Origin of the sequence: Streptomyces sp. NPDC058741 (genome assembly GCF_042746715.1) — a bacterium.
In the GTDB taxonomy this organism is placed as follows: domain Bacteria; phylum Actinomycetota; class Actinomycetes; order Streptomycetales; family Streptomycetaceae; genus Streptomyces.
Window position 1 is genome coordinate 1 of record NZ_JBHYQH010000020.1, and the last position, 20,228, is coordinate 20,228.

The 20,228-nt window shown below is 72.4% G+C and carries 13 protein-coding genes and 3 pseudogenes; 6 read left to right on the forward strand and 10 right to left on the reverse strand.

Annotation, left to right across the window (positions count from 1 at the left end):
* Window positions 1-1,720, forward strand: a 1,720-nt coding sequence (locus tag ACFW6P_RS17930; RefSeq protein ID WP_386424076.1) for an Ig-like domain repeat protein, incomplete at its 5' end; no start/stop codon positions are given.
* 231 nt (window positions 1,721-1,951) lie between these two features.
* Here the strand turns inward: ACFW6P_RS17930 and ACFW6P_RS17935 are convergent.
* From ACFW6P_RS17935 to ACFW6P_RS17960, 6 genes and pseudogenes are all read right to left on the reverse strand, one after another.
* Window positions 1,952-2,818 carry an ABC transporter permease gene (locus tag ACFW6P_RS17935; RefSeq protein ID WP_386424078.1) on the reverse strand — a complete coding sequence of 289 codons (867 nt, stop codon included), beginning with the start codon at window positions 2,816-2,818 and terminating at the stop codon, window positions 1,952-1,954.
* On the reverse strand, window positions 2,815-5,469 hold the full coding sequence (locus tag ACFW6P_RS17940) for a CocE/NonD family hydrolase (protein ID WP_386424080.1): 2,655 nt from the start codon (window positions 5,467-5,469) through the stop codon (window positions 2,815-2,817). Before ACFW6P_RS17940 ends, ACFW6P_RS17935 begins: the two co-directional genes overlap by 4 nt.
* Window positions 5,470-5,835: 366 nt before the next feature.
* Window positions 5,836-7,338 (reverse strand): CoA-acylating methylmalonate-semialdehyde dehydrogenase, encoded by a 1,503-nt coding sequence (gene mmsA / locus ACFW6P_RS17945; protein WP_386348132.1) that lies wholly within the window; start codon window positions 7,336-7,338, stop codon window positions 5,836-5,838.
* Window positions 7,339-7,557: 219 nt separating this feature from the next.
* Window positions 7,558-7,899 (reverse strand): annotated as a pseudogene (locus ACFW6P_RS17950) (thiamine pyrophosphate-binding protein); the annotation flags it as partial.
* On the reverse strand, window positions 7,896-8,336 hold the full coding sequence (locus tag ACFW6P_RS17955) for a 5-deoxy-glucuronate isomerase (RefSeq protein ID WP_386348135.1): 441 nt from the start codon (window positions 8,334-8,336) through the stop codon (window positions 7,896-7,898). The pseudogene ACFW6P_RS17950 and the gene ACFW6P_RS17955, both read right to left, overlap by 4 nt.
* Window positions 8,337-8,346: 10 nt before the next feature.
* Window positions 8,347-9,236: pseudogene (locus tag ACFW6P_RS17960) on the reverse strand (deoxyribose-phosphate aldolase).
* A 523-nt stretch (window positions 9,237-9,759) separates the two neighbouring features.
* Between ACFW6P_RS17960 and ACFW6P_RS17965 the strand changes: the two are divergent.
* The 4 genes and pseudogenes from ACFW6P_RS17965 to ACFW6P_RS17980 all read left to right on the forward strand — a co-directional run bounded on the left by ACFW6P_RS17965 (window position 9,760) and on the right by ACFW6P_RS17980 (window position 13,331).
* A complete protein-coding gene (locus tag ACFW6P_RS17965) occupies window positions 9,760-9,960 on the forward strand; it encodes a helix-turn-helix transcriptional regulator (protein WP_386348137.1) in 201 nt (66 codons plus the stop codon).
* A gap of 151 nt (window positions 9,961-10,111) precedes the next feature.
* Window positions 10,112-10,531 (forward strand): annotated as a pseudogene (locus ACFW6P_RS17970) (TetR/AcrR family transcriptional regulator); the annotation flags it as partial.
* Window positions 10,532-10,618: 87 nt separating this feature from the next.
* Window positions 10,619-10,858, forward strand: coding sequence for a heavy-metal-associated domain-containing protein (locus ACFW6P_RS17975; protein ID WP_386348140.1), 240 nt, complete (start codon window positions 10,619-10,621; stop codon window positions 10,856-10,858).
* Between the two features lie 226 nt (window positions 10,859-11,084).
* Entirely contained in the window at window positions 11,085-13,331 is a 2,247-nt protein-coding gene (locus ACFW6P_RS17980; RefSeq protein ID WP_386424081.1) for a heavy metal translocating P-type ATPase, read from the forward strand.
* Window positions 13,332-14,073: 742 nt separating this feature from the next.
* Here the strand turns inward: ACFW6P_RS17980 and ACFW6P_RS17985 are convergent.
* The 3 genes from ACFW6P_RS17985 to ACFW6P_RS17995 form a co-directional block, all read right to left on the reverse strand.
* Window positions 14,074-15,363, reverse strand: coding sequence for a citrate synthase (locus tag ACFW6P_RS17985; protein WP_386348144.1), 1,290 nt, complete (start codon window positions 15,361-15,363; stop codon window positions 14,074-14,076).
* 178 nt (window positions 15,364-15,541) lie between these two features.
* Window positions 15,542-17,824, reverse strand: a complete 2,283-nt coding sequence (locus tag ACFW6P_RS17990; protein ID WP_386424083.1) for an ATP-dependent RecD-like DNA helicase — start codon at window positions 17,822-17,824, stop codon at window positions 15,542-15,544.
* An 83-nt stretch (window positions 17,825-17,907) separates the two neighbouring features.
* Window positions 17,908-18,501, reverse strand: a complete 594-nt coding sequence (locus ACFW6P_RS17995) for a CGNR zinc finger domain-containing protein (protein ID WP_386348149.1) — start codon at window positions 18,499-18,501, stop codon at window positions 17,908-17,910.
* A gap of 86 nt (window positions 18,502-18,587) precedes the next feature.
* On the opposite strand from ACFW6P_RS17995, the gene ACFW6P_RS18000 reads away from it, so the two are divergent.
* Entirely contained in the window at window positions 18,588-19,379 is a 792-nt protein-coding gene (locus ACFW6P_RS18000; protein ID WP_386348152.1) for an MBL fold metallo-hydrolase, read from the forward strand.
* 120 nt (window positions 19,380-19,499) lie between these two features.
* Here ACFW6P_RS18000 and ACFW6P_RS18005 read toward each other — a convergent pair whose 3' ends face one another.
* On the reverse strand, window positions 19,500-20,147 hold the full coding sequence (locus ACFW6P_RS18005; RefSeq protein ID WP_386424085.1) for a dihydrofolate reductase family protein: 648 nt from the start codon (window positions 20,145-20,147) through the stop codon (window positions 19,500-19,502).
* Between the last annotated feature and the right edge of the window lie 81 nt (window positions 20,148-20,228).

Sequence of the window (20,228 nt, forward strand, 5' to 3'; positions counted from 1 at the left end):
GGTCTGCGGCCAGCCCGTCACCGTGTGCGCCACCGTCACACCCGTCGCCCCCGGCAACGGCACCCCCACCGGAACCCTCACCCTCACCGGCCCCGCCGGACTCGACCAGACCACCGACCTCGCACCCGACGGCACCACCTGCATCACCACGACCATGCTGGAGACCGGCCTGGTGACCGCCACCTACAACGGCGACGGATGCTTCACCCCCTCGACCGGCACCGCACCCGTGACCGTGGACCAGGCGGCCAGCACCACCACCGTCACCGTCGACCCGGTTCTCTCGGTCTGCGGCCAGACCGTCACCGTGTGCGCCACGGTCGCGCCGGCCTCCCCCGGCAGCGAGGCACCGACCGGAACGGTCACCTTCACCGGCCCCGGACTCGACCAGACCGTGGACCTGGCACCCGACGGCACCGCCTGCGTCACCGCCGACAACCTCACCACCGGCACCGTCACGGCCACCTACAACGGCGACACCTGCTTCACCCCGTCGACCGGCACCGCCACGGTGACGATCGAGCCGGCGGTCAGCGCGGTGTCGGTGACGGTGAACCCCAACCCGTCGGTCTGCGGCCAGCCGGTGACCGTGTGCGCTGCCGTGACGGCGGCAGCCCCCGGCAGCGGCACCCCCGGCGGAACGGTCACCTTCACCGGCGCCGGACTGAACCAGACCGTGGACCTGGCACCCGACGGCACCGCCTGCGTCACCGCCGGCAACCTCACCACCGGCACCGTCACCGTCACCTACAACGGCGACACCTGCTTCACCCCCTCGACCGGCACCGCGTCCCTGACCGTCAACCGGGCTGCGAGCAGTGCGACCGTGTCGGTGAACCCGAACCCCTCGGTGTGCGGCCAGAGCGTGACGGTGTGCGCCACGGTCATGGCCGTCGCCCCCGGCAACGGCACCCCCACCGGGACGGTCACCTTCACCGGCCCCGGCGGGCTGGCCCTGACAGCGCCACTGGGCGCCCAGGGCACGGCCTGCGTCACCGCAGGCAGCCTCACCACCGGCACCGTCACCGCCACCTACAACGGCGACACCTGCTTCACCCCCTCGACCGGCACCGCACCCGTCACCGTGAACAACGCCCAGACCACGACCGTCCTCACCGTCACGCGCAACCCTCAGTGCGGCCAGCCGGTGACGTTGTGCGCCAAGGTCACGACCGTCGCGCCGGGCAGCGGCACTCCCACCGGGTCGGTGACCTTCAACGGTCCCGGTGGCTTCACCCAGACCGTCCCACTCGACGCGCAGGGCACGGCCTGCGTGACCACCACGGCGAGCACCAGCGGCACGGTGACCGCCGTCTACGGCGGAAACTCCTGCAGCAGCCCCTCTGCCGCGACGGCGAGTCTGACCGTGACCGCCGCTCCCACGACGCTGACGGCGGCCCCGGCGCAGCTGCGGCTGCGGACGAACGGCACCTTCGTCATCCCGTCGCTGAGCGCCACGCTCAAGGTCACGTCCACCTCTGCCCCGGTCGCGGGACACGTGGTCGTCTTCTCGGCGAACACCGCCATGGGACCCGTCCTGCTCGGGACCGCGCTCACCAACGCCTCCGGGGTGGCGACACTGGCCCCGCCTCCGCTCACGGTTCCCAGCATGATGATCACAGCGGCGAGTTACACCGCGTCCTTCTCCGGGTCGAGCTGCTACGGCCCGTCCTCCGTGACGGCGCCACTGAACCTCGTCCTGTTCCCGCTCCTTCCCTGACCGCACGCCGGTCACCGCACGGGAACGGCCGTCGGCGCCCCTGCGGCGGCCAGGGAGAAAGTGAGGATGCCGCGGCGTGAGGTCCGAGCGGAGCCGCCGGCACCACCGCCGGCCGGAGGGAGAGACCTCGTCCGACCACCCGGCGGTGCCTGCCGTGCAGGCACCGCCTGCGGCGTGGCCGGGGCAGGGCCACCGGGCGACAACACCCCCTGGCCACGCGACGGCGCCCGGCTAGGAGACGACGTCCTTGCGTGCGAAACCCCTGAACGCCAGGGCGAACAGCACGAGCGCGTACGTTACGGAGACGGAGGTGCCCTGGATCATGTCCGACCACTCCAGCTGCGGCCGGACGGCGTCCAGCCAGGCGTACTGCCAGTGCGCGGGCAGGAAGTTGCGCCAGTCGCCCAGGGCCGTCACCTCGTCGAGGACGCTGCCGATGATGGTGAGGAACACCGCCCCGCCGACCGCGCCGAGCGGGGCGTCCGTCCGGGTCGACAGCCAGAACGCCAGGGCGGCGGTGACCAGTTGGGACACCATGATGTACACGACGACGATCAGCAGCCGCTGCACCGCCGTGCCGGTGGGCAGACTGCCGCCGGTGGGCAGCTGGAGCGGGCCCCAGCCGTAGGCGGCCGTACCGGCGAGCAGGGCGACGACCGGCAGCAGGACCAGGGCGGCCAGGCTCAGGGAGAGTCCGACCGCGAGCTTGGACCACAGCAGCCGGGCCCGGGGCACCGGGGCGGCGAGCAGGTAGCGCAGGGAGGACCAGCTCGCCTCCGAGGCGACCGTGTCCCCGCAGAACAGGGCGACGGGGATGACGAGCAGGAAGCCGGCGGCAGCGAAGAGGTTGACCGCGGCGAAGTTGGCCCCGGACGCGGTGGCCGTGTCCATGAGGTTGACGCGGTTGTTGTTGCCGCCCGGGTCGCCGCCGATCTGGAAGGCGACGAGCAGGACGACCGGCAGGGCGAACAGGACGCCGCCCATCACCATCGTGCGGCGCCGCTTCAGCTGCCGGACCAGCTCGACGCGGAAGGGCAGGGTGCGGCCCGCGCGGTAGCCGTCGGCGGTCTCGACGGGCGGCTCGGCGAGCGTGCTCATGCTTCGGCTCCGATCAGGGTGAGGAAGGCGTCCTCCAGGCGGCGGTGCGGGCCGACCGAGGCGACCGCCACGTCCAGCCGTACGAGGTCGGCGACCAGGCGCTGCGGGGTGCCGTCGGCGTCGAGCCGGACCAGCAGGCCCTCGTCGGCGCGGACGGCCGAGGCGACGCCGGGCAGGGCGGCGACCTTCTCCAGCACCGGCTCGTCCACGGGCGCGGCCGTGCCCACCAGGAGGGTGTCGCCGGAGCCGACGATGTCGGCGACCGGGCCCGTCTGGACGAGCTGCCCGTGGTCCATGACGACCAGGTGGGTGCAGGTCTGCTCGACCTCGGCGAGGAGGTGGCTGGAGACGATGACCGTGCGGCCGGCGGCGGCGTAGCGGATCATCACCTCGCGCATCTCGCGGATCTGGGGCGGGTCGAGGCCGTTGGTGGGCTCGTCCAGGATGAGCAGGTCCGGCAGGCCGAGCATGGCCTGGGCGATGGCGAGGCGCTGGCGCATGCCCTGGGAGTAGGTGCGCACCGCGCGGGCGAGGGCGTCCCCCAGGCCCGCGATCTCCAGGGCCTCCTCCATGTGCGCGTCCTCGGCGGGGCGGCCGGTGGCGCGCCAGTACAGCTCCAGGTTCTCCCGGCCGGACAGGTGCGGCAGGAAGCCCGCGCCCTCGACGAAGGCGCCGACCCGGGAGAGGACCGGGGCGCCCGCTGCGATGGCGTGGCCGAAGACGCGGATCTCGCCGCCGTCGGGCTTGATCAGGCCCATGAGCATGCGCAGGGTGGTGGTCTTGCCGGCGCCGTTGGGGCCGAGCAGGCCGAGCACCTGGCCCTGCTCCACGCGGAACGACAGGTCCTTCACGGCGTACCGGTCGGAGGACTTGGCGTAGCGCTTGGTCAGGCCGGTGATCGTCAGCGGGACCTCGGCGAGCGCGGGGTCCGGCGGGGCCGGGGCGGCGGTGCGTCGGCGGCCCGTGAGGAGCAGCGCCAGGGCGATGCCGGCGCCGGCGAGCGGCAGCCACCACACCCACGCGGGCAGCCCGGCCCGGGAGTCGAGCTGCCCCAGGCCCGAGGGGACCTGCAGGTCGCCCTTGAGGGAGACGGTGTAGGTCGCCGGGGCCGCCGGGGAGGCGTAGCCGAGGTCGGTGGAGGCGAGGACGAGGCGGAGCCGGTGCCCGTCGCCGAACTCGTGGTCGATCGCCGGGAGGGTGACGCGGACGTCCTTGCCGTCCTCGGCGCCCTCGACGCGCAGGGGGGTGACGAGCTGGGAGGGCAGGACCGGCTGGGTGCCGCCCGGGCCGACGTCGTAGAGCTTGGCGAAGAGGACGGCGTCGCCGCTTGTGGACTTCACGCGCACGGTCGCGGTGGGCGAGCCGGTGATCTGGAGGTCCTCGCTCAGCGGTGCCGACTCGAACGCGGCGAACTGGCCGGGGAAGTCCAGGGAGACGCCGACGCCGAGGGAGGAGAGCTGGCTGAGGCCGCCCGCGCCGCCGAGTCCGGGCAGGGCGGAGACACCGGGCGGGCTGGCGCCGGGCGGGTTGGCGAAGCTCTGCTCGCGTCCGGTCAGGGCCAGGGAGCCGCGCTCGCTCTCCAGGCCCGGGTAGCGGTCCGCGGTGACGCCGGTCAGGCGGGGTTCGCCGTCGCCGGAGCCGAGGCCCAGGGTGCGGCTGACGCGGAAGGCGGGGCCGGTGGCGGCGCTCTCGTCGCCCTTGAGGTAGCGGTCGAACCAGGACCTCACGCGGTCCTGGACACGGCCGGTCTCCAGGTCGCCGCCGTCGTGGCCGCCGGAGATCCAGTCGACGCCGACGGGGGCGCCGTTGGCGCGGATCGCCCTGGCCGCCCGGTCGGCCTGGCCGAGCGGGAAGAGGGAGTCGGACTGGCCCTGCATCAGCAGGGTCGGCACCTTGATGTTCTTCCCGACGGCGGACGGGGAGCGCTTCTCGAGCAGGTCGCGCGCCTCGGCGTCGGGCGTGCCCGACTCGGCGACCCGCTCGTACATCCGGCACAGCGCGGGTTCGAACTTCTGGCAGCCGCCGCCGGAGTTGACGAAGATGCCGGCCCACAGCTTCTTGAACACGCCGTTCGGGAAGAGCGCGTCGGCGAGGTTCCAGTAGGTGATCGCGGGGGCGACGGCGTCGACGCGGGGGTCGTGGCCGGCCGCGAGCAGGGCTATGGCACCGCCGTAGGAGGCGCCGGCCATGCCGACGCGCGGGTCGCCCTTGTCGTCCAGCTCGACCTGGGGCTGTGCGGCCAGCCAGTCGATGAGCCTGGAGACGTCGGCGACCTCGCCCTCGGGGTCGTTGAGCCCGATCCTGCCGTTCGACTTGCCGAAGCCGCGGGCCGACCAGGTCAGGACGGCGTACCCGTCCCCGGCGAGGGCCTCGGCCTGCTGCCGCACGTCCTTCTTGCTGCCCCCGAAGCCGTGTCCGAGCAGGACGGCGGGGCGGCGGCGGTCTCCTCCGGAGGCGAAGAAGGAGGTGTCGATCCGCACGCCGTCCTGGGTGGCCAGGAGGCGGTCCGTGCGCTGCACCGGGGGCGCCTCGTCGCCGGCGACGGCCGTCCACGTTCCCGCGCCCGCGAGGACGACGACGGCGGCCCCGGCGGCCAGGAGCCTCCGGGGCCTCCGAAGCAGCCCGCCGAGTCCGGGCAGTCGAAGATCCATGCGTCAACGGTACGGGGTGAACCTGTCGAACAGTTGTCGACCGGAGACCGAGGTGGGAGACCTTCCAGGGGTGTACACGCAGTTCCCGGCGTACTGCGGGTGGTGTACGGCGTCCGGCTCGGGGGTGCCGTGATCGGCCGTGTGCGGGTGCGTCGTGGTCGTTCGCGCCGTTCCCCGCGCCCCTGGGCCCTGATCATCCGGGACCGAGACGAGCCAGCGCGTGTCCCGGCGCGGGCGCGGGTCCACGGCCCGGTACAGGGTCGCCGCCGCCGTGATGCCGCCGGTCCACAGCGAGCAGTGATGAGGCCGTGGGAGCACGGGCGGGGGCGCCTGCGGGTGCCGCAGGCGCCCCCGGAGAAAGAACTCTCAGTGGTTGCGCGGGAAGCCCAGGTCCACGCCCGCCGGGGCGTCGGCCGGGTCCGGCCAGCGGGTGGTGACGACCTTGCCGCGGGTGTAGAAGTGCGTGCCGTCGTTGCCGTAGATGTGGTGGTCGCCGAAGAGCGAGTCCTTCCAGCCGCCGAAGGAGTGGTAGCCCACGGGGACCGGGATCGGGACGTTCACGCCGACCATGCCGGCCTCGACCTCCAGCTGGAAGCGGCGGGCCGCCCCGCCGTCCCGGGTGAAGATCGCGGTGCCGTTGCCGAACGGCGAGGCGTTGACGACGGCCAGCGCCTCCTCGTAGGTCTCGGCCCGCAGGACGCACAGGACCGGGCCGAAGATCTCGTCCTGGTAGGCCTTGGCGGACGTGGGCACCTTGTCCAGCAGCGAGATGCCGATCCAATGGCCGTCCTCGTAGCCGTCGACCGTGTACCCGGTGCCGTCCAGGACGACCTCGCAGCCCTCGGCCGCCGCGCCCTCGACGTACGACGCCACCTTGTCGCGGTGGGCCTTGGTGATCAGCGGGCCCATCTCGGAGGCCGGGTCGTCGCCGGGGCCGATCTTGATCTTCTCGGCGCGCTCGCGGATCCTGTCCACCAGTTCGTCGCCGATGGCGCCGACCGCGACGACCGCGGAGATGGCCATGCAGCGCTCGCCCGCGGAGCCGTAGGCGGCCGACACGGCGGCGTCGGCGGCCGCGTCCAGGTCGGCGTCCGGCAGGACCAGCATGTGGTTCTTGGCGCCGCCGAGCGCCTGGACGCGCTTGCCGTGCGCGGAGGCGGTGGTGTGGATGTGGCGGGCGATCGGGGTCGAGCCGACGAAGGAGACGGCCTTGACGTCCGGGTGCTCCAGCAGGCGGTCGACGGCCACCTTGTCGCCGTGGACGACGTTGAAGACGCCGTCGGGCAGGCCCGCCTCGGCGAGCAGCTCGGCGATCCGCATCGACGCCGACGGGTCCTTCTCGGACGGCTTCAGCACAAAGGTGTTGCCGCACGCGATGGCGAGGGGGAACATCCACATCGGCACCATCGCCGGGAAGTTGAACGGCGTGATGCCCGCGACGACGCCGAGCGGCTGGCGGATCGAGGCCACGTCCACGCGGCTCGCCACCTGCGTCGACAGCTCGCCCTTCAGCTGCACGCTGATGCCGCAGGCCAGGTCGACGATCTCCAGACCGCGGGCCACCTCGCCGAGGGCGTCGGAGTGCACCTTGCCGTGCTCGGCGGTGATCAGCCCGGCGATCTCGTCGCGGTGCGCGTCCAGCAGCGCCCGGAACCTGAAGAGGATCGAGGTCCGCTGGGCCAGGGAGGACTGGCCCCAGGCCGCGAAGGCCTCCTTGGCTGCGGCGACCGCCGCGTCGACCTCCTCGACCGAGGCGAACGCGACCTTCGTCGTCACCTCGCCGGTCGCCGGGTCGGTCACCGGCCCGTGCGTGCCCGAGGCGCCTACGACGGACCTGCCGCCGATCCAGTGGTTGACGGTCTTCGTCATGGCCGGGAACTCCTTCACAGATGGCGGCGTCGGGTGGAGACGTGCCGTTCGTACAGCTCACGTGCCTTGACCGCGGACGGCCGTGTCGCGGTCTCGGCCACGAGTACATCCCACCAGGCCTGGGCGGGAGGCGGGCCCGACACTGTGTCTGCCGTTCGGGTCTCCACGTAGACACATGTGGGGGTGTCGGCGGCCCGCGCCTCGGCGAGGGCCTCCGCGCACCGGCAGGTGGTTGACGGTCGCCAGCGCGGCGCCGGTGAAAAGGTGCGTGGCGCCCGGGCCGATGGAGGTCGTCACCGCGTGTGTGGACAGCCGGTCGGACTGGCGGGCGTAGCCGACCGCCGCGTGCACCATGGCCTGTTCGTTGCGGCCCTGGTGAAAGGGCATCCGCTCGCGGTGCTCCAGGAGCGCCTGGCCGAGGCCGGCGACGTTGCCGTGGCCGAAGATGCCCCAGGTGGCGCCGATGAGCCGCTGCCGGACGCCGTCGTGGGCGGTGTACTGGGCGGCCAGGAAGCGGACCAAGGCCTGGGCCACCGTCAGCCGGGTCGTGTGCAGGGTCATCGGTACCCCTCTGTGCTCTCTGCGTGGTCCGGGCGGGAGTGGATCCGCCCCTCGGCGCAGGGAGCGGTTCCGCCCTCACACGAGGGGAAGACGCGCTGACGGCCGGAACCGTTCGGGGCGGCGCCGCCGCGTTCCTCGGCGGGGACCTCCGGCGCGGGGCCGTAGCGGGCGGGGAGTTGTCGCCCGCACTTCGCTCCTGCCAAAGCAAAGCGGCCTCCCGCGCCGGAGGCGATCTGGGCCCGGGTGCCACGGGGCGCGTACGCGAGGCCGGTGACAGGCGCGAACACGCTCCGTCCGCCCGGGAGGGGGGACTCCTGGTCTGCCGTGCGCACCGTGTCTTCCGTGCGCACCAGGTCTTCTCCCCGCACCGTGCGCCCGCCGCGGACGTGCCACGTCTCGCGGACGGTGTCCTGGGGGGCGCACGGCTCACCGGTCATGGCACGGCCCTCACAGCAGTCCGACGGCGGCGGCCACGTCGCCGTCCGCCGGATGCAGCAGCGAACGGCCCACGACCAGCCCGCGCACCGTGGGCAGGTGCAGGGCGCCGCGCCACCTCTCGCCCACCTCGTCCTGGTCGTCCCCCACCTCCCCGCCGAGCAGGACGGCGGGCAGCGCCGAGGCCGCCATGACCTCGGCCATGTCGTCGGAGTCGTCGGTAATCCGGCACCTTGAGCCAGGTGCGGGCGGAGGTGCCGCCCAGGCCCGAGGCGATGGCGAGGGCTATGGACCTGGTGACGGCCTCGGCGGAGAGATCGTTGCGCGGCCGGACCGCCGGGTCGCGGCGGCTGGTGAACGGCTCGACGAAGACGGGGAGCGGCCGCTGCGCCATGGGGTCGACGGCCCGGGCGGTGGACTCCAGGGTGGTGAGCCAGCCCGGGTCGTCGTAGTCGATGCGCGGCAGCAGCCTGCCGGCGTCGAAACCGAGGCGCTCGATGTCCTCCGGGCGACGGCCGGTGAAGCGGTCGTCGAGCTCGAAGCGGGCGCCTTGGAGGTCGCCGCGGTTCATCGAGCCGATGACGACCTAGCCGTCGAGGGCGCCTGCCGTCCAGGGCGCCGAGCAGCAGCAGGTCGTCGAGGATGTCGGCGGGGGCGAGGACGCCGTCGACGCCGGGGCGGGACAGGGCCAGGCAGAGGCGTTCGAGGAGGTCGGCGCGGTTGGCCATGGCCGGGTCGCGGCCGCCGGCGGCGAGGGCGCCGCGGGCCGGGTGGCCGGCGGCGACGATCATCAGGCGGCCGCTCCCGTTCAGCAGCGGCCGGCGGGCACGGCGGGCGGCTGCCTCGGCGACGTTGCCCGCCGAGCCGCCGAGGAGCTTGCCGAAGGACGTGACCTGCGGCACCGGGACGCCCGTCTGGAGCGGATACGGATCCACCCCGATCCGCCCCATCGTGATCAGGTCGTACGCCATCGGAAACCCCTCGGTGTCGGCTCTCCCCGGCTTTGTAGCCCCCTTCATGAAGCGCTGTCAATGTTTTGTCCGGACATTCGGACCACACTATGACAGTGCTTTCCGCCGGATGGCCGTCCGGCCTCGCCGTTTCCACAAGTCCGCGGCGCCGGGCGCCGGTCCGCCTCCCCGAGGGGTACCCCGCCGGTCAGGCTCCCGGCCCGGGCTCCGTCAAGGCGCCACGCCGACGCTCCGGCGTACGCCTTTGCCCCGGCTGTGTCACAAACACTGCGCTTCTGTCACATGTGTCGCGTGTACGCGGGCTTTCCGTCACATACGACACACAGGCCCTGCCCCGTCTCGCCGGACGTCGTTGACCGGTCACAGGCTTGTTGATCGCCAGCGCAGCGCCCGGCTCCCCCTGACGGCCCTTCCGGCCGCCTCCGCGGTGCTCGCGGGGAGGTAGGTGCCCGTCATGACCGACCGAAGGCTCTGGTCCTACAAAGACATCGCGGCACACATCCGGGTGCAGCCGGACACGGTGCGGTCCTATCGCAAGCACGGGCTGCTCCCACCGCCCGACCACGTCGAGGGCGGCAAGCCCTTCTGGTACGCCGACACCGTCCGCGCGTGGGTCGCCGCCCGCCCCGGCAACCGGGGCCGCAGAGCGGACTGAGCCTTCCCGGACCGAACCCGTGGCCTCCCGGCTCGAACCCGTGGCCTTCCCGGCTCGAACCCGCGCCCCACACATGCCACTGCCTCGCCGCGTGGGGCACGGGCGTCTCCCGGGGCGGCCACCTCCCGGCGCGGCCGACTCCCGGCGCGCGGGGTCTCGCCTCATGCACGAGATGCGGGAGTCCTACGACGAGGTCCTCGCCCCGACGGACCCGGCGACCACCCCGATCGAGGAGATGATCGCCGGGACCGTCGACCGCTTCGTCGCGTTCAACTGCCGCCACCCGGCCTTCTTCGTGCTGATGCACGGCCCCGACATCCCGGGACGCATCGCCGAGGAGCACGACGCGCTGCACACCACGCTGGTCACCCGGGTCGAGACGCTCCTCGCCCCGTTCGCGCCGGACGCGCCCGCGGCCACCGTCACCCGCACCGCCCAGATGGCCGTGGGCATCTACAAGGCCGGACTGGAACTGGTCCTGGCCCACGAGGGCACCGAACGGGAGGCGTACGTGCAGGAACTGAAGGACGCCCTCCTGCGCTATCTGGGACCGCTGGCGGGTTCCTCGTGAACCCATACCCCCTAGGGGTACAGTGGGGAGACGGGCGGCCTTTCACCGGCCCCCACAGCCCCACCCGCCTCGACGAGGAGTAACGACATGACCGCCCAGACCGACACCACGGGCCCCGTCACCACCGTCTACAAGGTGAGCGGCATGAGCTGCGGACACTGCGAGGGCGCGGTCTCCGGCGAGCTCTCCGAGATCCCCGGCGTCAGCTCGGTGACGGCCGTCGCCTCCACGGGCGAGGTCACCGTCGTCTCCGCGGCGCCGCTCGACGACGAGGCCGTGCGCGCCGCCGTCGACGAGGCCGGTTTCGAACTGGCCGGCCGGGCCTGAACCCCGCGGACCCGCACACCGCGCGGACCCGCCGAACGGGCCGGTCCCGGAACTCCCTCGGGCCCACCGGGTCTGCAACCCCTTGCGGGCCACCGGCCCTGAAACCCACCAGGCCTGACACAGCCCAGGTCTGGCACTCGTACCCCGTACGGGCCGTACGCCGCCGTCCCGGCCCGTACGGCCCGTCCCGCTCGCCGGGCGCCCCGTACCTCCTGGAGTCACGGACATGACCAGCACCACCACCGAGGCGGCGACGGACCGCGAGCCGGCGGCCGTCGCCGAGGTCGAGCTGCTCATCGGCGGGATGACCTGCGCCTCCTGCGCGGCCCGCGTCGAGAAGAAGCTCAACCGCATGGACGGGGTCACCGCCACGGTGAACTACGCGACGGAGAAGGCCCGGATCGCCTACCCCTCGGGCATCGAGGTCGCCGACCTGATCGCCACCGTGGTGAAGACCGGGTACACCGCCGAGGAACCCGCGCCCCCGCGCGAGGAGGCTCACGCGTCCGAGGAGGCGGCGGACCCCGAGCTGTCGGCCCTGCGCGGGCGGCTCGTCGTCTCCGCCATCCTCGCCCTGCCCGTCGTCCTGCTGGCGATGGCCCCGGCGCTGCAGTTCGACAACTGGCAGTGGCTCTCGCTCACCCTCGCCGCGCCGGTCGTCGTCTGGGGCGGGCTGCCGTTCCACCGCGCCGCCTGGACGAACGCCCGGCACGGCGCGGCCACCATGGACACGCTGGTCTCGGTCGGCACGCTGGCCGCCTTCGGCTGGTCGCTGTGGGCGCTGTTCCTCGGCGAGGCGGGCATGCCGGGCATGCGGCACCCCTTCGAGCTGACGGTCTCGCGCGGTGACGGCGCCTCCGCGATCTATCTGGAGGTCGCCGCGGGCGTCACGGTGTTCATCCTGCTGGGCCGCTACCTGGAGGCCCGTTCCAAGCGCCGCGCCGGCGCGGCGCTCAGGGCGCTGATGGAGCTGGGCGCCAAGGACGTGGCCGTGCTGAGGGACGGCCGCGAGGTGCGCGTCCCGGCGCAGCGGCTGGCGGTGGGCGACCGGTTCGTCGTACGGCCGGGCGAGAAGATCGCCACCGACGGCACGGTCGTCGAGGGCACCTCCGCGGTGGACGCCTCGATGCTGACCGGCGAGTCGGTGCCGGTGGACGTCAGGGTCGGGGACGCGGTCACCGGCGCGACGGTCAACGCGGGCGGCCGGCTCGTCGTGGAGGCCACCCGGGTCGGCGCCGACACCCGGCTCGCGCGGATGGCGAAACTGGTGGAGGACGCGCAGAGCGGCAAGGCCGAGGTGCAGCGGCTCGCCGACCGGGTCTCCGGGATCTTCGTGCCGGTCGTGCTGCTGATCGCGGCCGCCACCGCCGGGGCGTGGCTCGGCCTCACCGGCGACGGCGTCTCCGCGTTCACCGCGGGCGTCACCGTGCTGATCATCGCCTGCCCGTGCGCCCTGGGCCTGGCCACGCCGACCGCGCTGATGGTCGGCACGGGCCGTGGCGCCCAGCTCGGCATCCTCATCAAGGGGCCGGAGGTCCTGGAGTCCACGCGCAGGATCGACACGGTCGTCCTGGACAAGACCGGCACGGTCACCACCGGCCGGATGACCCTCCAGCGGGTGTACGTCACCGAGGGCACCGACGAGACGGAGGTGCTGCGGCTCACGGGCGCGGTCGAGCACGCCTCCGAGCACCCCGTGGCCCGCGCGATCGCCCTGGGCGCCGAGGAGCGGACCGGGCGGCTGCCGGTGGCCGAGGAGTTCCGGAGCGTCCCCGGGCGGGGCGTGCGCGGACGCGTGGAGGGCCGCGAGGTCGGCGTGGGGCGGCTCTTCGACGACGTGCCGCCCGAGCTGGCCCGCGCGCGGGACGAGGCAGAGGGGGCCGGGCGCACGGCCGTCCTGGCCGGCTGGGACGGGACGGCGCGGGCCGTGCTGACGGTGGCTGACGCGGTGAAGGAGACCAGCGCCGAGGCGGTGCGCGAGCTGCGTGGGCTGGGGCTCACGCCGGTGCTGCTGACCGGGGACAACCGGACGGTGGCCGAGGTGGTGGCCCGGACCGTGGGGATCGAGCAGGTGATCGCCGAGGTCCTGCCCGAGGACAAGGTCGAGGCGGTGCGGCGGCTGCAGGCCGAGGGGCGGGTGGTCGCGATGGTGGGCGACGGCGTCAACGACGCCGCGGCGCTGGCCGCGGCCGATCTGGGCCTGGCCCTGGGCACCGGCACGGACGCGGCGATCGAGGCGGGCGACCTGACGCTGGTGCGCGGCGACCTGCGGGTGGCCGCGGACGCGATCCGGCTCTCGCGCCGGACGCTGGGCACGATCAAGGGCAATCTGGTCTGGGCCTTCGGCTACAACGTGGCGGCCCTGCCGCTGGCCGCCGCGGGACTGCTGAACCCGATGATCGCCGGGGCCGCGATGGCGTTCTCCTCGGTCTTCGTCGTCACGAACAGTCTGCGACTCAGGTCATTCAGATGAGAATAACCCGAATTGCCCCTACTTTCGCGGCGAACCTGACAGGAGCTCCCCTGGAGTCCCGAGCGCGACTCACATAAGCTCTTCACAAGGCTCGCGCATTCTCCTTACACTTGGGCCTCGGATCGCACATCCGGGCTCTTGCGTACCTAAAGGACATATGCAAGAGACGCAGATCACAGTGATGCGAACGTAACCATCGAAGGGGTTCGACGGTCTAAGTTGACGATGTCAGGAAGCGTCTTGGGGGGCGCGAACTGGCATCCGGGGATGTCTTGGGGGACTTCTCCGGTTATTGGGGGTACCTCCCTGCTCGAACGGAGTTGAGAGCTCGGGGGAGCGTTGCCGGGGCACGCACGCCGGGAAGCTTTGAGCGGCCCTCCCGGACGTGCGCTGTCCCGGCAGATCGCACACCAGAGCGTACGGCTATTGTGCTCGTGCTGCTCGACAGCGGTTCAGGCGCTGTCCTCACAGACGCCCGGCCGGATCCCGTGGGGGGAATCCGAACCGGGACTGGGAAGGCGCCCTGGTCGTCGGCCCGTGGGGGGACCGGCGCCGGGGCGCCTTCTTCATGCGCTCCCCGACTCTCCGCTTCCCCGCTTCCCCGCTTCCCGACTCTCCGCTCCCCGACTCTCCGCTTCCCCGCTTCCCGACTCTCCGCTCCCCGACTCTCCGCCCTCCGTGCGCGCGAAAGCCCCCGCATCCACCGACCGGCGGACACGGGGGCCAGACGCGGCGGTGCCCCTCAGCGCTCCTCGACGGGGACGAAGTCGCGCTCGACCACGCCCGTGTAGATCTGGCGCGGGCGGCCGATGCGGGAGCCCGGCTCCTTGATCATCTCGTGCCACTGGGCGATCCAGCCCGGCAGCCGGCCGAGGGCGAACAGGACCGTGAACATCTCGGTCGGGAAGCCCATGGCCCGGTAGATCAGGCCCGTGTAGAAGTCGACGTTCGGGTAGAGGCTGCGCGAGACGAAGTAGTCGTCGGAGAGCGCGTGCTCCTCCAGCTTCAGGGCGATGTCCAGCAGTTCGTCGGACTTGCCCAGGGCGGAGAGGACGTCGTGCGCGGCGGCCTTGATGATCTTGGCGCGCGGGTCGAAGTTCTTGTAGACCCGGTGGCCGAAGCCCATCAGGCGTACGCCGTCCTCCTTGTTCTTCACCTTGCGGATGAAGGAGTCGACGTCGCCGCCGGAGTCGCGGATGCCCTCCAGCATCTCCAGCACCGACTGGTTGGCGCCGCCGTGCAGCGGGCCCCACAGGGCGTTGATGCCGGCGGAGATCGAGGCGAACATGTTGGCCTGCGAGGAGCCGACCAGGCGGACCGTGGAGGTCGAGCAGTTCTGCTCGTGGTCCGCGTGCAGGATCAGCAGCTTGTCGAGCGCCGAGACCACGGTCGGGTCGAGCTCGTACTCCTGCGCGGGGACCGAGAAGGTCATGCGGAGGAAGTTCTCCACGTAGCCGAGGTCGTTGCGCGGGTAGACGAACGGGTGACCGATCGACTTCTTGTACGCGTACGCCGCGATCGTCGGGAGCTTGGCGAGCAGGCGGATCGTGGAGAGGTTGCGCTGGCGCTCGTCGAACGGGTTGTGGCTGTCCTGGTAGAACGTGGACAGCGCCGAGACGACCGAGGACAGCATGGCCATCGGGTGGGCGTCGCGCGGGAAGCCCTTGTAGAAGTTCTTGACGTCCTCGTGCAGCAGGGTGTGCTGCGTGATCTCGTTCTTGAACGCCGAGAGCTGGTCGACCGTCGGCAGCTCGCCGTTGATCAGCAGGTAGGCGACCTCCAGGAAGGTGGAGCGCTCGGCCAGCTGCTCGATCGGGTAGCCGCGGTAGCGCAGGATGCCCGCTTCGCCGTCCAGGTAGGTGATGGCGGATTTGTACGCGGCCGTGTTGCCGTAACCGCTGTCCAGCGTCACCAGACCGGTCTGGGCGCGGAGCTTTCCGATGTCGAAGCCCTTGTCACCGACGGTGCTGTCGATCACCGGGTAGGTGTACTCGCCGTCGCCGTACCGCAGTACTACAGAGTTGTCGCTCACGTCTTCCCTCACCGACGTTGTGCCTCATCTTCGAGGTGCCCTGACTGTCTCTACCATCCCCCACTTGGCTCAGGAGAGTGCACTCGGGGTCGACCATCGGGCCTACTGACGGCACTGAGTGCCGCCAACTTGCCCATCGTGCCCCCTGCGATCCCCTTCCGGAAGTGGCTTGTGACCTTCACGACTCATTTGATCGATCACTTTTGGCGGAACCGAGCCGGAAGTCCAGTGCCGTGCACCGCCGGCCCGCCGAGACGGTGCGCACCGCCTGGCCGATCGCCTTGCGCGAACCGACGAGGACGACCAGCCGTTTGGCCCGGGTGACCGCCGTGTAGAGCAGGTTGCGCTGGAGCATCATCCAGGCTCCCGTCGTCACCGGGATGACGACCGCCGGGTACTCGCTGCCCTGGGAGCGGTGGATGGTCACGGCGTACGCGTGGGCCAGCTCGTCGAGCTCGTCGAACTCGTAGGGAACCTCCTCGTCCTCGTCCGTCAGCACCGTCAGGCGCTGGTCGACCGGGTCGAGCGAGGTCACCACGCCCACGGTGCCGTTGAAGACTCCGTTCTCGCCCTTCTCGTAATTGTTGCGAATCTGGGTGACCTTGTCTCCGACACGGAACACACGTCCACCGAATCTCTTCTCGGGCAGATCGGGACGGCCCGGGGTGACGGCCTGCTGGAGCAGGCCGTTCAGGGTGCCCGCGCCGGCCGGGCCGCGGTGCATCGGTGCCAGCACCTGGATGTCGCGGCGCGGGTCGAGGCCGAACTTGGCCGGAATGCGACGTGCCGCCACGTCCACGGTGAGCCGCCCCGCCTCCTCCGTGTCGTCCTCGACGAAGAGGAAGAAGTCCTTCATGCCGTCGGTCAGCGGGTGTTGCCCGGCGTTGATCCGGTGGGCGTTCGTCACCACGCCCGACTGCTGGGCCTGCCGGAAGACCCGGGTGAGGCGGACGGCGGGGATCGGGCCGCCGTCGGCCAGCAGGTCGCGCAGGACCTCGCCCGCGCCGACGCTGGGCAGCTGGTCGACGTCCCCGACGAACAGCAGGTGCGCCCCCGGCGGGACGGCCTTCACCAGCTTGTTGGCGAGGAGCAGGTCCAGCATGGACGCCTCGTCGACCACCACCAGGTCGGCGTCCAGCGGCCGTTCGCGGTCGTAGGCCGCGTCGCCGCCGGGCTTCAGCTCCAGCAGGCGGTGCACGGTGGAGGCCTCGGCGCCGGTGAGCTCGGACAGGCGCTTGGCGGCCCGGCCCGTGGGGGCGGCGAGCACGACCTTGGCCTTCTTCGCGCGGGCCAGCTCCACGATCGAGCGGACCGTGAACGACTTGCCGCAGCCCGGGCCGCCCGTCAGCACGGCGACCTTCTCGGTCAGCGCCAGCCGGACCGCGGCCTCCTGCTCGGGCGCGAGGTCCGCGCCCGTACGGTCCTTCAGCCAGCTCAGCGCCTTGTCCCAGGCGACGGCGCGAAAGCCGGGCATACGGTCCTCGCCGGTGCGCAGGAGGCGCAGGAGCTGGGAGGCGAGGGACAGTTCCGCGCGGTGGAAGGGGACGAGGTAGACGGCGGTGACCGGCTCCGAGGCGCCGTCGGGGCCGGGGACCTTCTCGCGTACGACGCCGGGGTCGCCGCCGTCCTCGGGGGCCTCGGCCAGCTCCGCGAGGCACTCGATGACGAGCCCGGTGTCGACCTGGAGCAGCTTCACCGCGTCCGCGATCAGCCGCTCCTCGGGCAGGTAGCAGTTGCCCTGGTCGGTGGCCTGGGACAGCGCGTACTGCAGGCCCGCCTTCACGCGCTCGGGGCTGTCGTGCGGGATGCCGACGGACTGGGCGATCCTGTCGGCGGTGAGGAAGCCGATGCCCCAGACGTCGGCGGCGAGCCGGTAGGGCTGGTTCTTCACCACGGAGATGGAGGCGTCGCCGTACTTCTTGTAGATGCGCACGGCGATGGACGTGGACACCTCGACGGTCTGGAGGAAGAGCATGACCTCCTTGATGGCCTTCTGCTCCTCCCAGGCGTCGGCGATCTTCTTCGTCCGCTTGGGACCGAGGCCGGGGACCTCGATCAGCCGCTTGGGCTCCTCCTCGATGATCTTGAGGGTGTCCATGCCGAAGTGCTGGGTGATGCGGTCGGCGAAGACCGGGCCGATGCCCTTGACGAGGCCGGAGCCGAGGTAGCGGCGGATGCCCTGGACGGTGGCCGGGAGGACCGTCGTGTAGTTCTCCACGTGGAACTGCTTGCCGTACTGCGGGTGGGAGCCCCAGCGGCCCTCCATGCGCAGGGACTCGCCGACCTGGGCGCCGAGCAGCGCCCCGACGACCGTGAGCAGGTCGCCACCGCCTCTGCCGGTGTCGACCCGGGCGACCGTGTAGCCGTTCTCCTCGTTGGCGTAGGTGATGCGCTCGAGCACGCCTTCCAGCGTGGCCGTGCGCCGCTCGCCCGCCTGGGAGGCCCCCGCCTGATCGGTCATGATCCGACCGTACCGCCCGGGTACGACAGCGCGGGCTGCGGCGGTGAGAGCCGCGGGTGAGGTCGCACCCGGGCGTCCCGGCCTCAGGCCCCGGTGCTCCTGCGTGCGTAGGCCCGGGCCGCGCGGGCACGGTCGCCGCAGCGGGTGGAGCACCACTGGCGGCGGCCGTGGCGGAGCAGGTAGCGGTTGCAGGGCGGGGAGCCGCAGGCCGTGAGGCGGTCGGCTTCGGGGGACGTGAGCAGGTCGGCGGCGTCGGCGGCGAGCGTGGCCATGGCGAGGTCGACGATCGCCATCGTGCGGTGGGGAGCCGTGCGGTAGGGGCCGGTGGTGTCGTCCCACCGCAGCAGCGGGGCCGTGGGGACCCGGGTCAGCGCGTCGTTGAGGGCCGCCACGGCCGCCGGGAGGGCCGGTACGCCTTCGGTGCGGGCGGCGAACAGCGATCGGATCTGTTCGCGCAGCGACCGCAGTTGGGCTGCGCACATCTCCCGCATCCCGGCGTCGGCCGGCGCGAGGCCGCGCTCGGTCAGCCAGCGGTTCGCCTGCGCGGGGGCGCCGAGGAGATCGATCGTGTGCCCGCCGGGCAGGGCCACCGCGCTGTTGACGAGGGCGAGGGAGGGGTGCTCCCGCTCACCTCGGGCGGGCTGCGGGGCGGGCTGGTCGATCAGGTGCTCCTCCATGCTTCTCATGGTAAGGCTTGCCCCCATCCGTGAGAAACAGCTACCTTCACCTCACGGTTCAATCGCGTCCATCCGTGAGGTGCTGCATGTCTTCCACGTCCGTGCCGGCCGGCCCGTTCCCCGTGCGCGTCTTCGGCGGCCCGACCGCCCTCTTCGAGTACGGCGGCCTGCGCTTCCTGACCGACCCGACCTTCGACGCCCCCGGCGACTACCCCCCGTTCCTGACCAAGACCGCGCCCTCCGCCGCCTCCCCCGGCGACCTCGGCCGCGTCGACGTGGTGCTGCTCTCCCACGACGAGCACCCCGACAACCTCGACCTCTCCGGCCGGGCCCTGCTCGCCGACGCCCCCCTCACCCTCACCACGCCCGGCGGCGGCAAGCGCCTGGGCGAGAGCCTGGGAGAGAAGGCCAGGGGGCTGGCGGACTGGGACTCCGTCGAGCTGGAGCGGCCCGGCGGCGGCACGGTCACCGTGACGGGCGTCCCCGCCGTGCACGGTCCCGGCCCCCGGGAGGAGGTCGAGCCGCTCACCGGCCAGGTCGTCGGCTTCGTCCTGACCGGTGAGGGACTGCCCCCCGTCTACGTCAGCGGGGACAACGCCTCGCTGGACGCGGTGCGGGAGATCGCCGGGCGCTTCGGCCCCGTCGACACCGCCGTCCTCTTCGCCGGCGCCCCCCGCTTCCCCGTCCTCTTCGACAACCAGGTCATCGTGCTGGACAGCGCCATGGCCGCGGAGGCCGCCCGGATCCTCGGCGCCCGGCGCGTGGTCCCGGTCCACTACGACAGCTGGGCCCACTTCACCGAGGGCCGCGACGAGCTGGCCGCCGCCTTCACCGCCGCCGGGCTCGCCGACCGCCTCGACTGGGGCGTACGCGACTGACCTGCCCCTCCCGGGCGACGGCCGCGTGCGCCCCGGACCGCTTCGGCGCCCCGTCCGTCTCCGCGCAGGGCGCACGACGGGCCCCACCCGTCTCCGCGCAGGGCGCTCGCCGTCCGGCCGTCACTTCCTCCAGAACAGGTGATGGATCACCCCGCTCGGGCTCGGCACCACATCGCAGTGGAAGCGGTCGAACAGCTCCTCGGGGGATTTCCACAGCCGGGAGCCGGCGCCGAGCACCACACCGGGCGAGACCGCCACGTGCATCGTGTCCACCAGGTCGGCGTCGAGGAACCGGCGGATGGTGGCCGCCCCTCCGCCGAGCCGGACGTCCTTGCCCTCCGCAGCCTCGCGGGCCTGGTCGAGGACGTCCGCCGGGTCGCCCGCGACGAAGTGGAACGTGGTGTCGGAGAGGGTGAACGACGGGCGCTCGTGGTGGGTCATGACGAACACCGGCGTGCGGAACGGCGGTTCGTCGCCCCACCAGCCCTTCCACTCGTGGTCCTGCCAGGGGCCGCGCTGCGGGCCGAACTTGTTGCGGCCCATGATCTCGGCGCCGATGCCGTGCGCGAAGTCGCGTGTGAAGTAGTCGTCGAGGCCGCGGCTGCCGCCGGGGTCCGTGCGGTTGGGCCAGCTCGCCGTGGCACCGGCCCAGGCGATCATCGTGGCGGGGTCGGCGTGGCCGAACGGTCTCTCCAGGCTCTGGTGCTCACCCGCACCGTAGCCGTCGGCGGAGACGCAGAAATTCTGTACGCGCAGCAGCTGGGACACAGCGCTCCTCCTGTGGTCGATGAGGGGTGGACCGCCCGGGCCGCCGAAACTCATCGGTCCCGTCCGGGTCTGCGGCCCCTG

Coding starts and splice junctions, on each gene's coding strand:
- ACFW6P_RS17965 (WP_386348137.1), top strand. CDS start 9,760: ATGACCGACCGAAGGCTCTGGTCCTACAAAGACATCGCGGCACACATC.
- ACFW6P_RS17975 (WP_386348140.1), top strand. CDS start 10,619: ATGACCGCCCAGACCGACACCACGGGCCCCGTCACCACCGTCTACAAG.
- ACFW6P_RS17935 (WP_386424078.1), bottom strand. CDS start 2,818: ATGAGCACGCTCGCCGAGCCGCCCGTCGAGACCGCCGACGGCTACCGC.
- ACFW6P_RS17955 (WP_386348135.1), bottom strand. CDS start 8,336: ATGACCGGTGAGCCGTGCGCCCCCCAGGACACCGTCCGCGAGACGTGG.
- mmsA (WP_386348132.1), bottom strand. CDS start 7,338: ATGACGAAGACCGTCAACCACTGGATCGGCGGCAGGTCCGTCGTAGGC.
- ACFW6P_RS18000 (WP_386348152.1), top strand. CDS start 18,588: ATGTCTTCCACGTCCGTGCCGGCCGGCCCGTTCCCCGTGCGCGTCTTC.
- ACFW6P_RS17990 (WP_386424083.1), bottom strand. CDS start 17,824: ATGACCGATCAGGCGGGGGCCTCCCAGGCGGGCGAGCGGCGCACGGCC.
- ACFW6P_RS17980 (WP_386424081.1), top strand. CDS start 11,085: ATGACCAGCACCACCACCGAGGCGGCGACGGACCGCGAGCCGGCGGCC.
- ACFW6P_RS17995 (WP_386348149.1), bottom strand. CDS start 18,501: ATGGAGGAGCACCTGATCGACCAGCCCGCCCCGCAGCCCGCCCGAGGT.
- ACFW6P_RS17940 (WP_386424080.1), bottom strand. CDS start 5,469: ATGGATCTTCGACTGCCCGGACTCGGCGGGCTGCTTCGGAGGCCCCGG.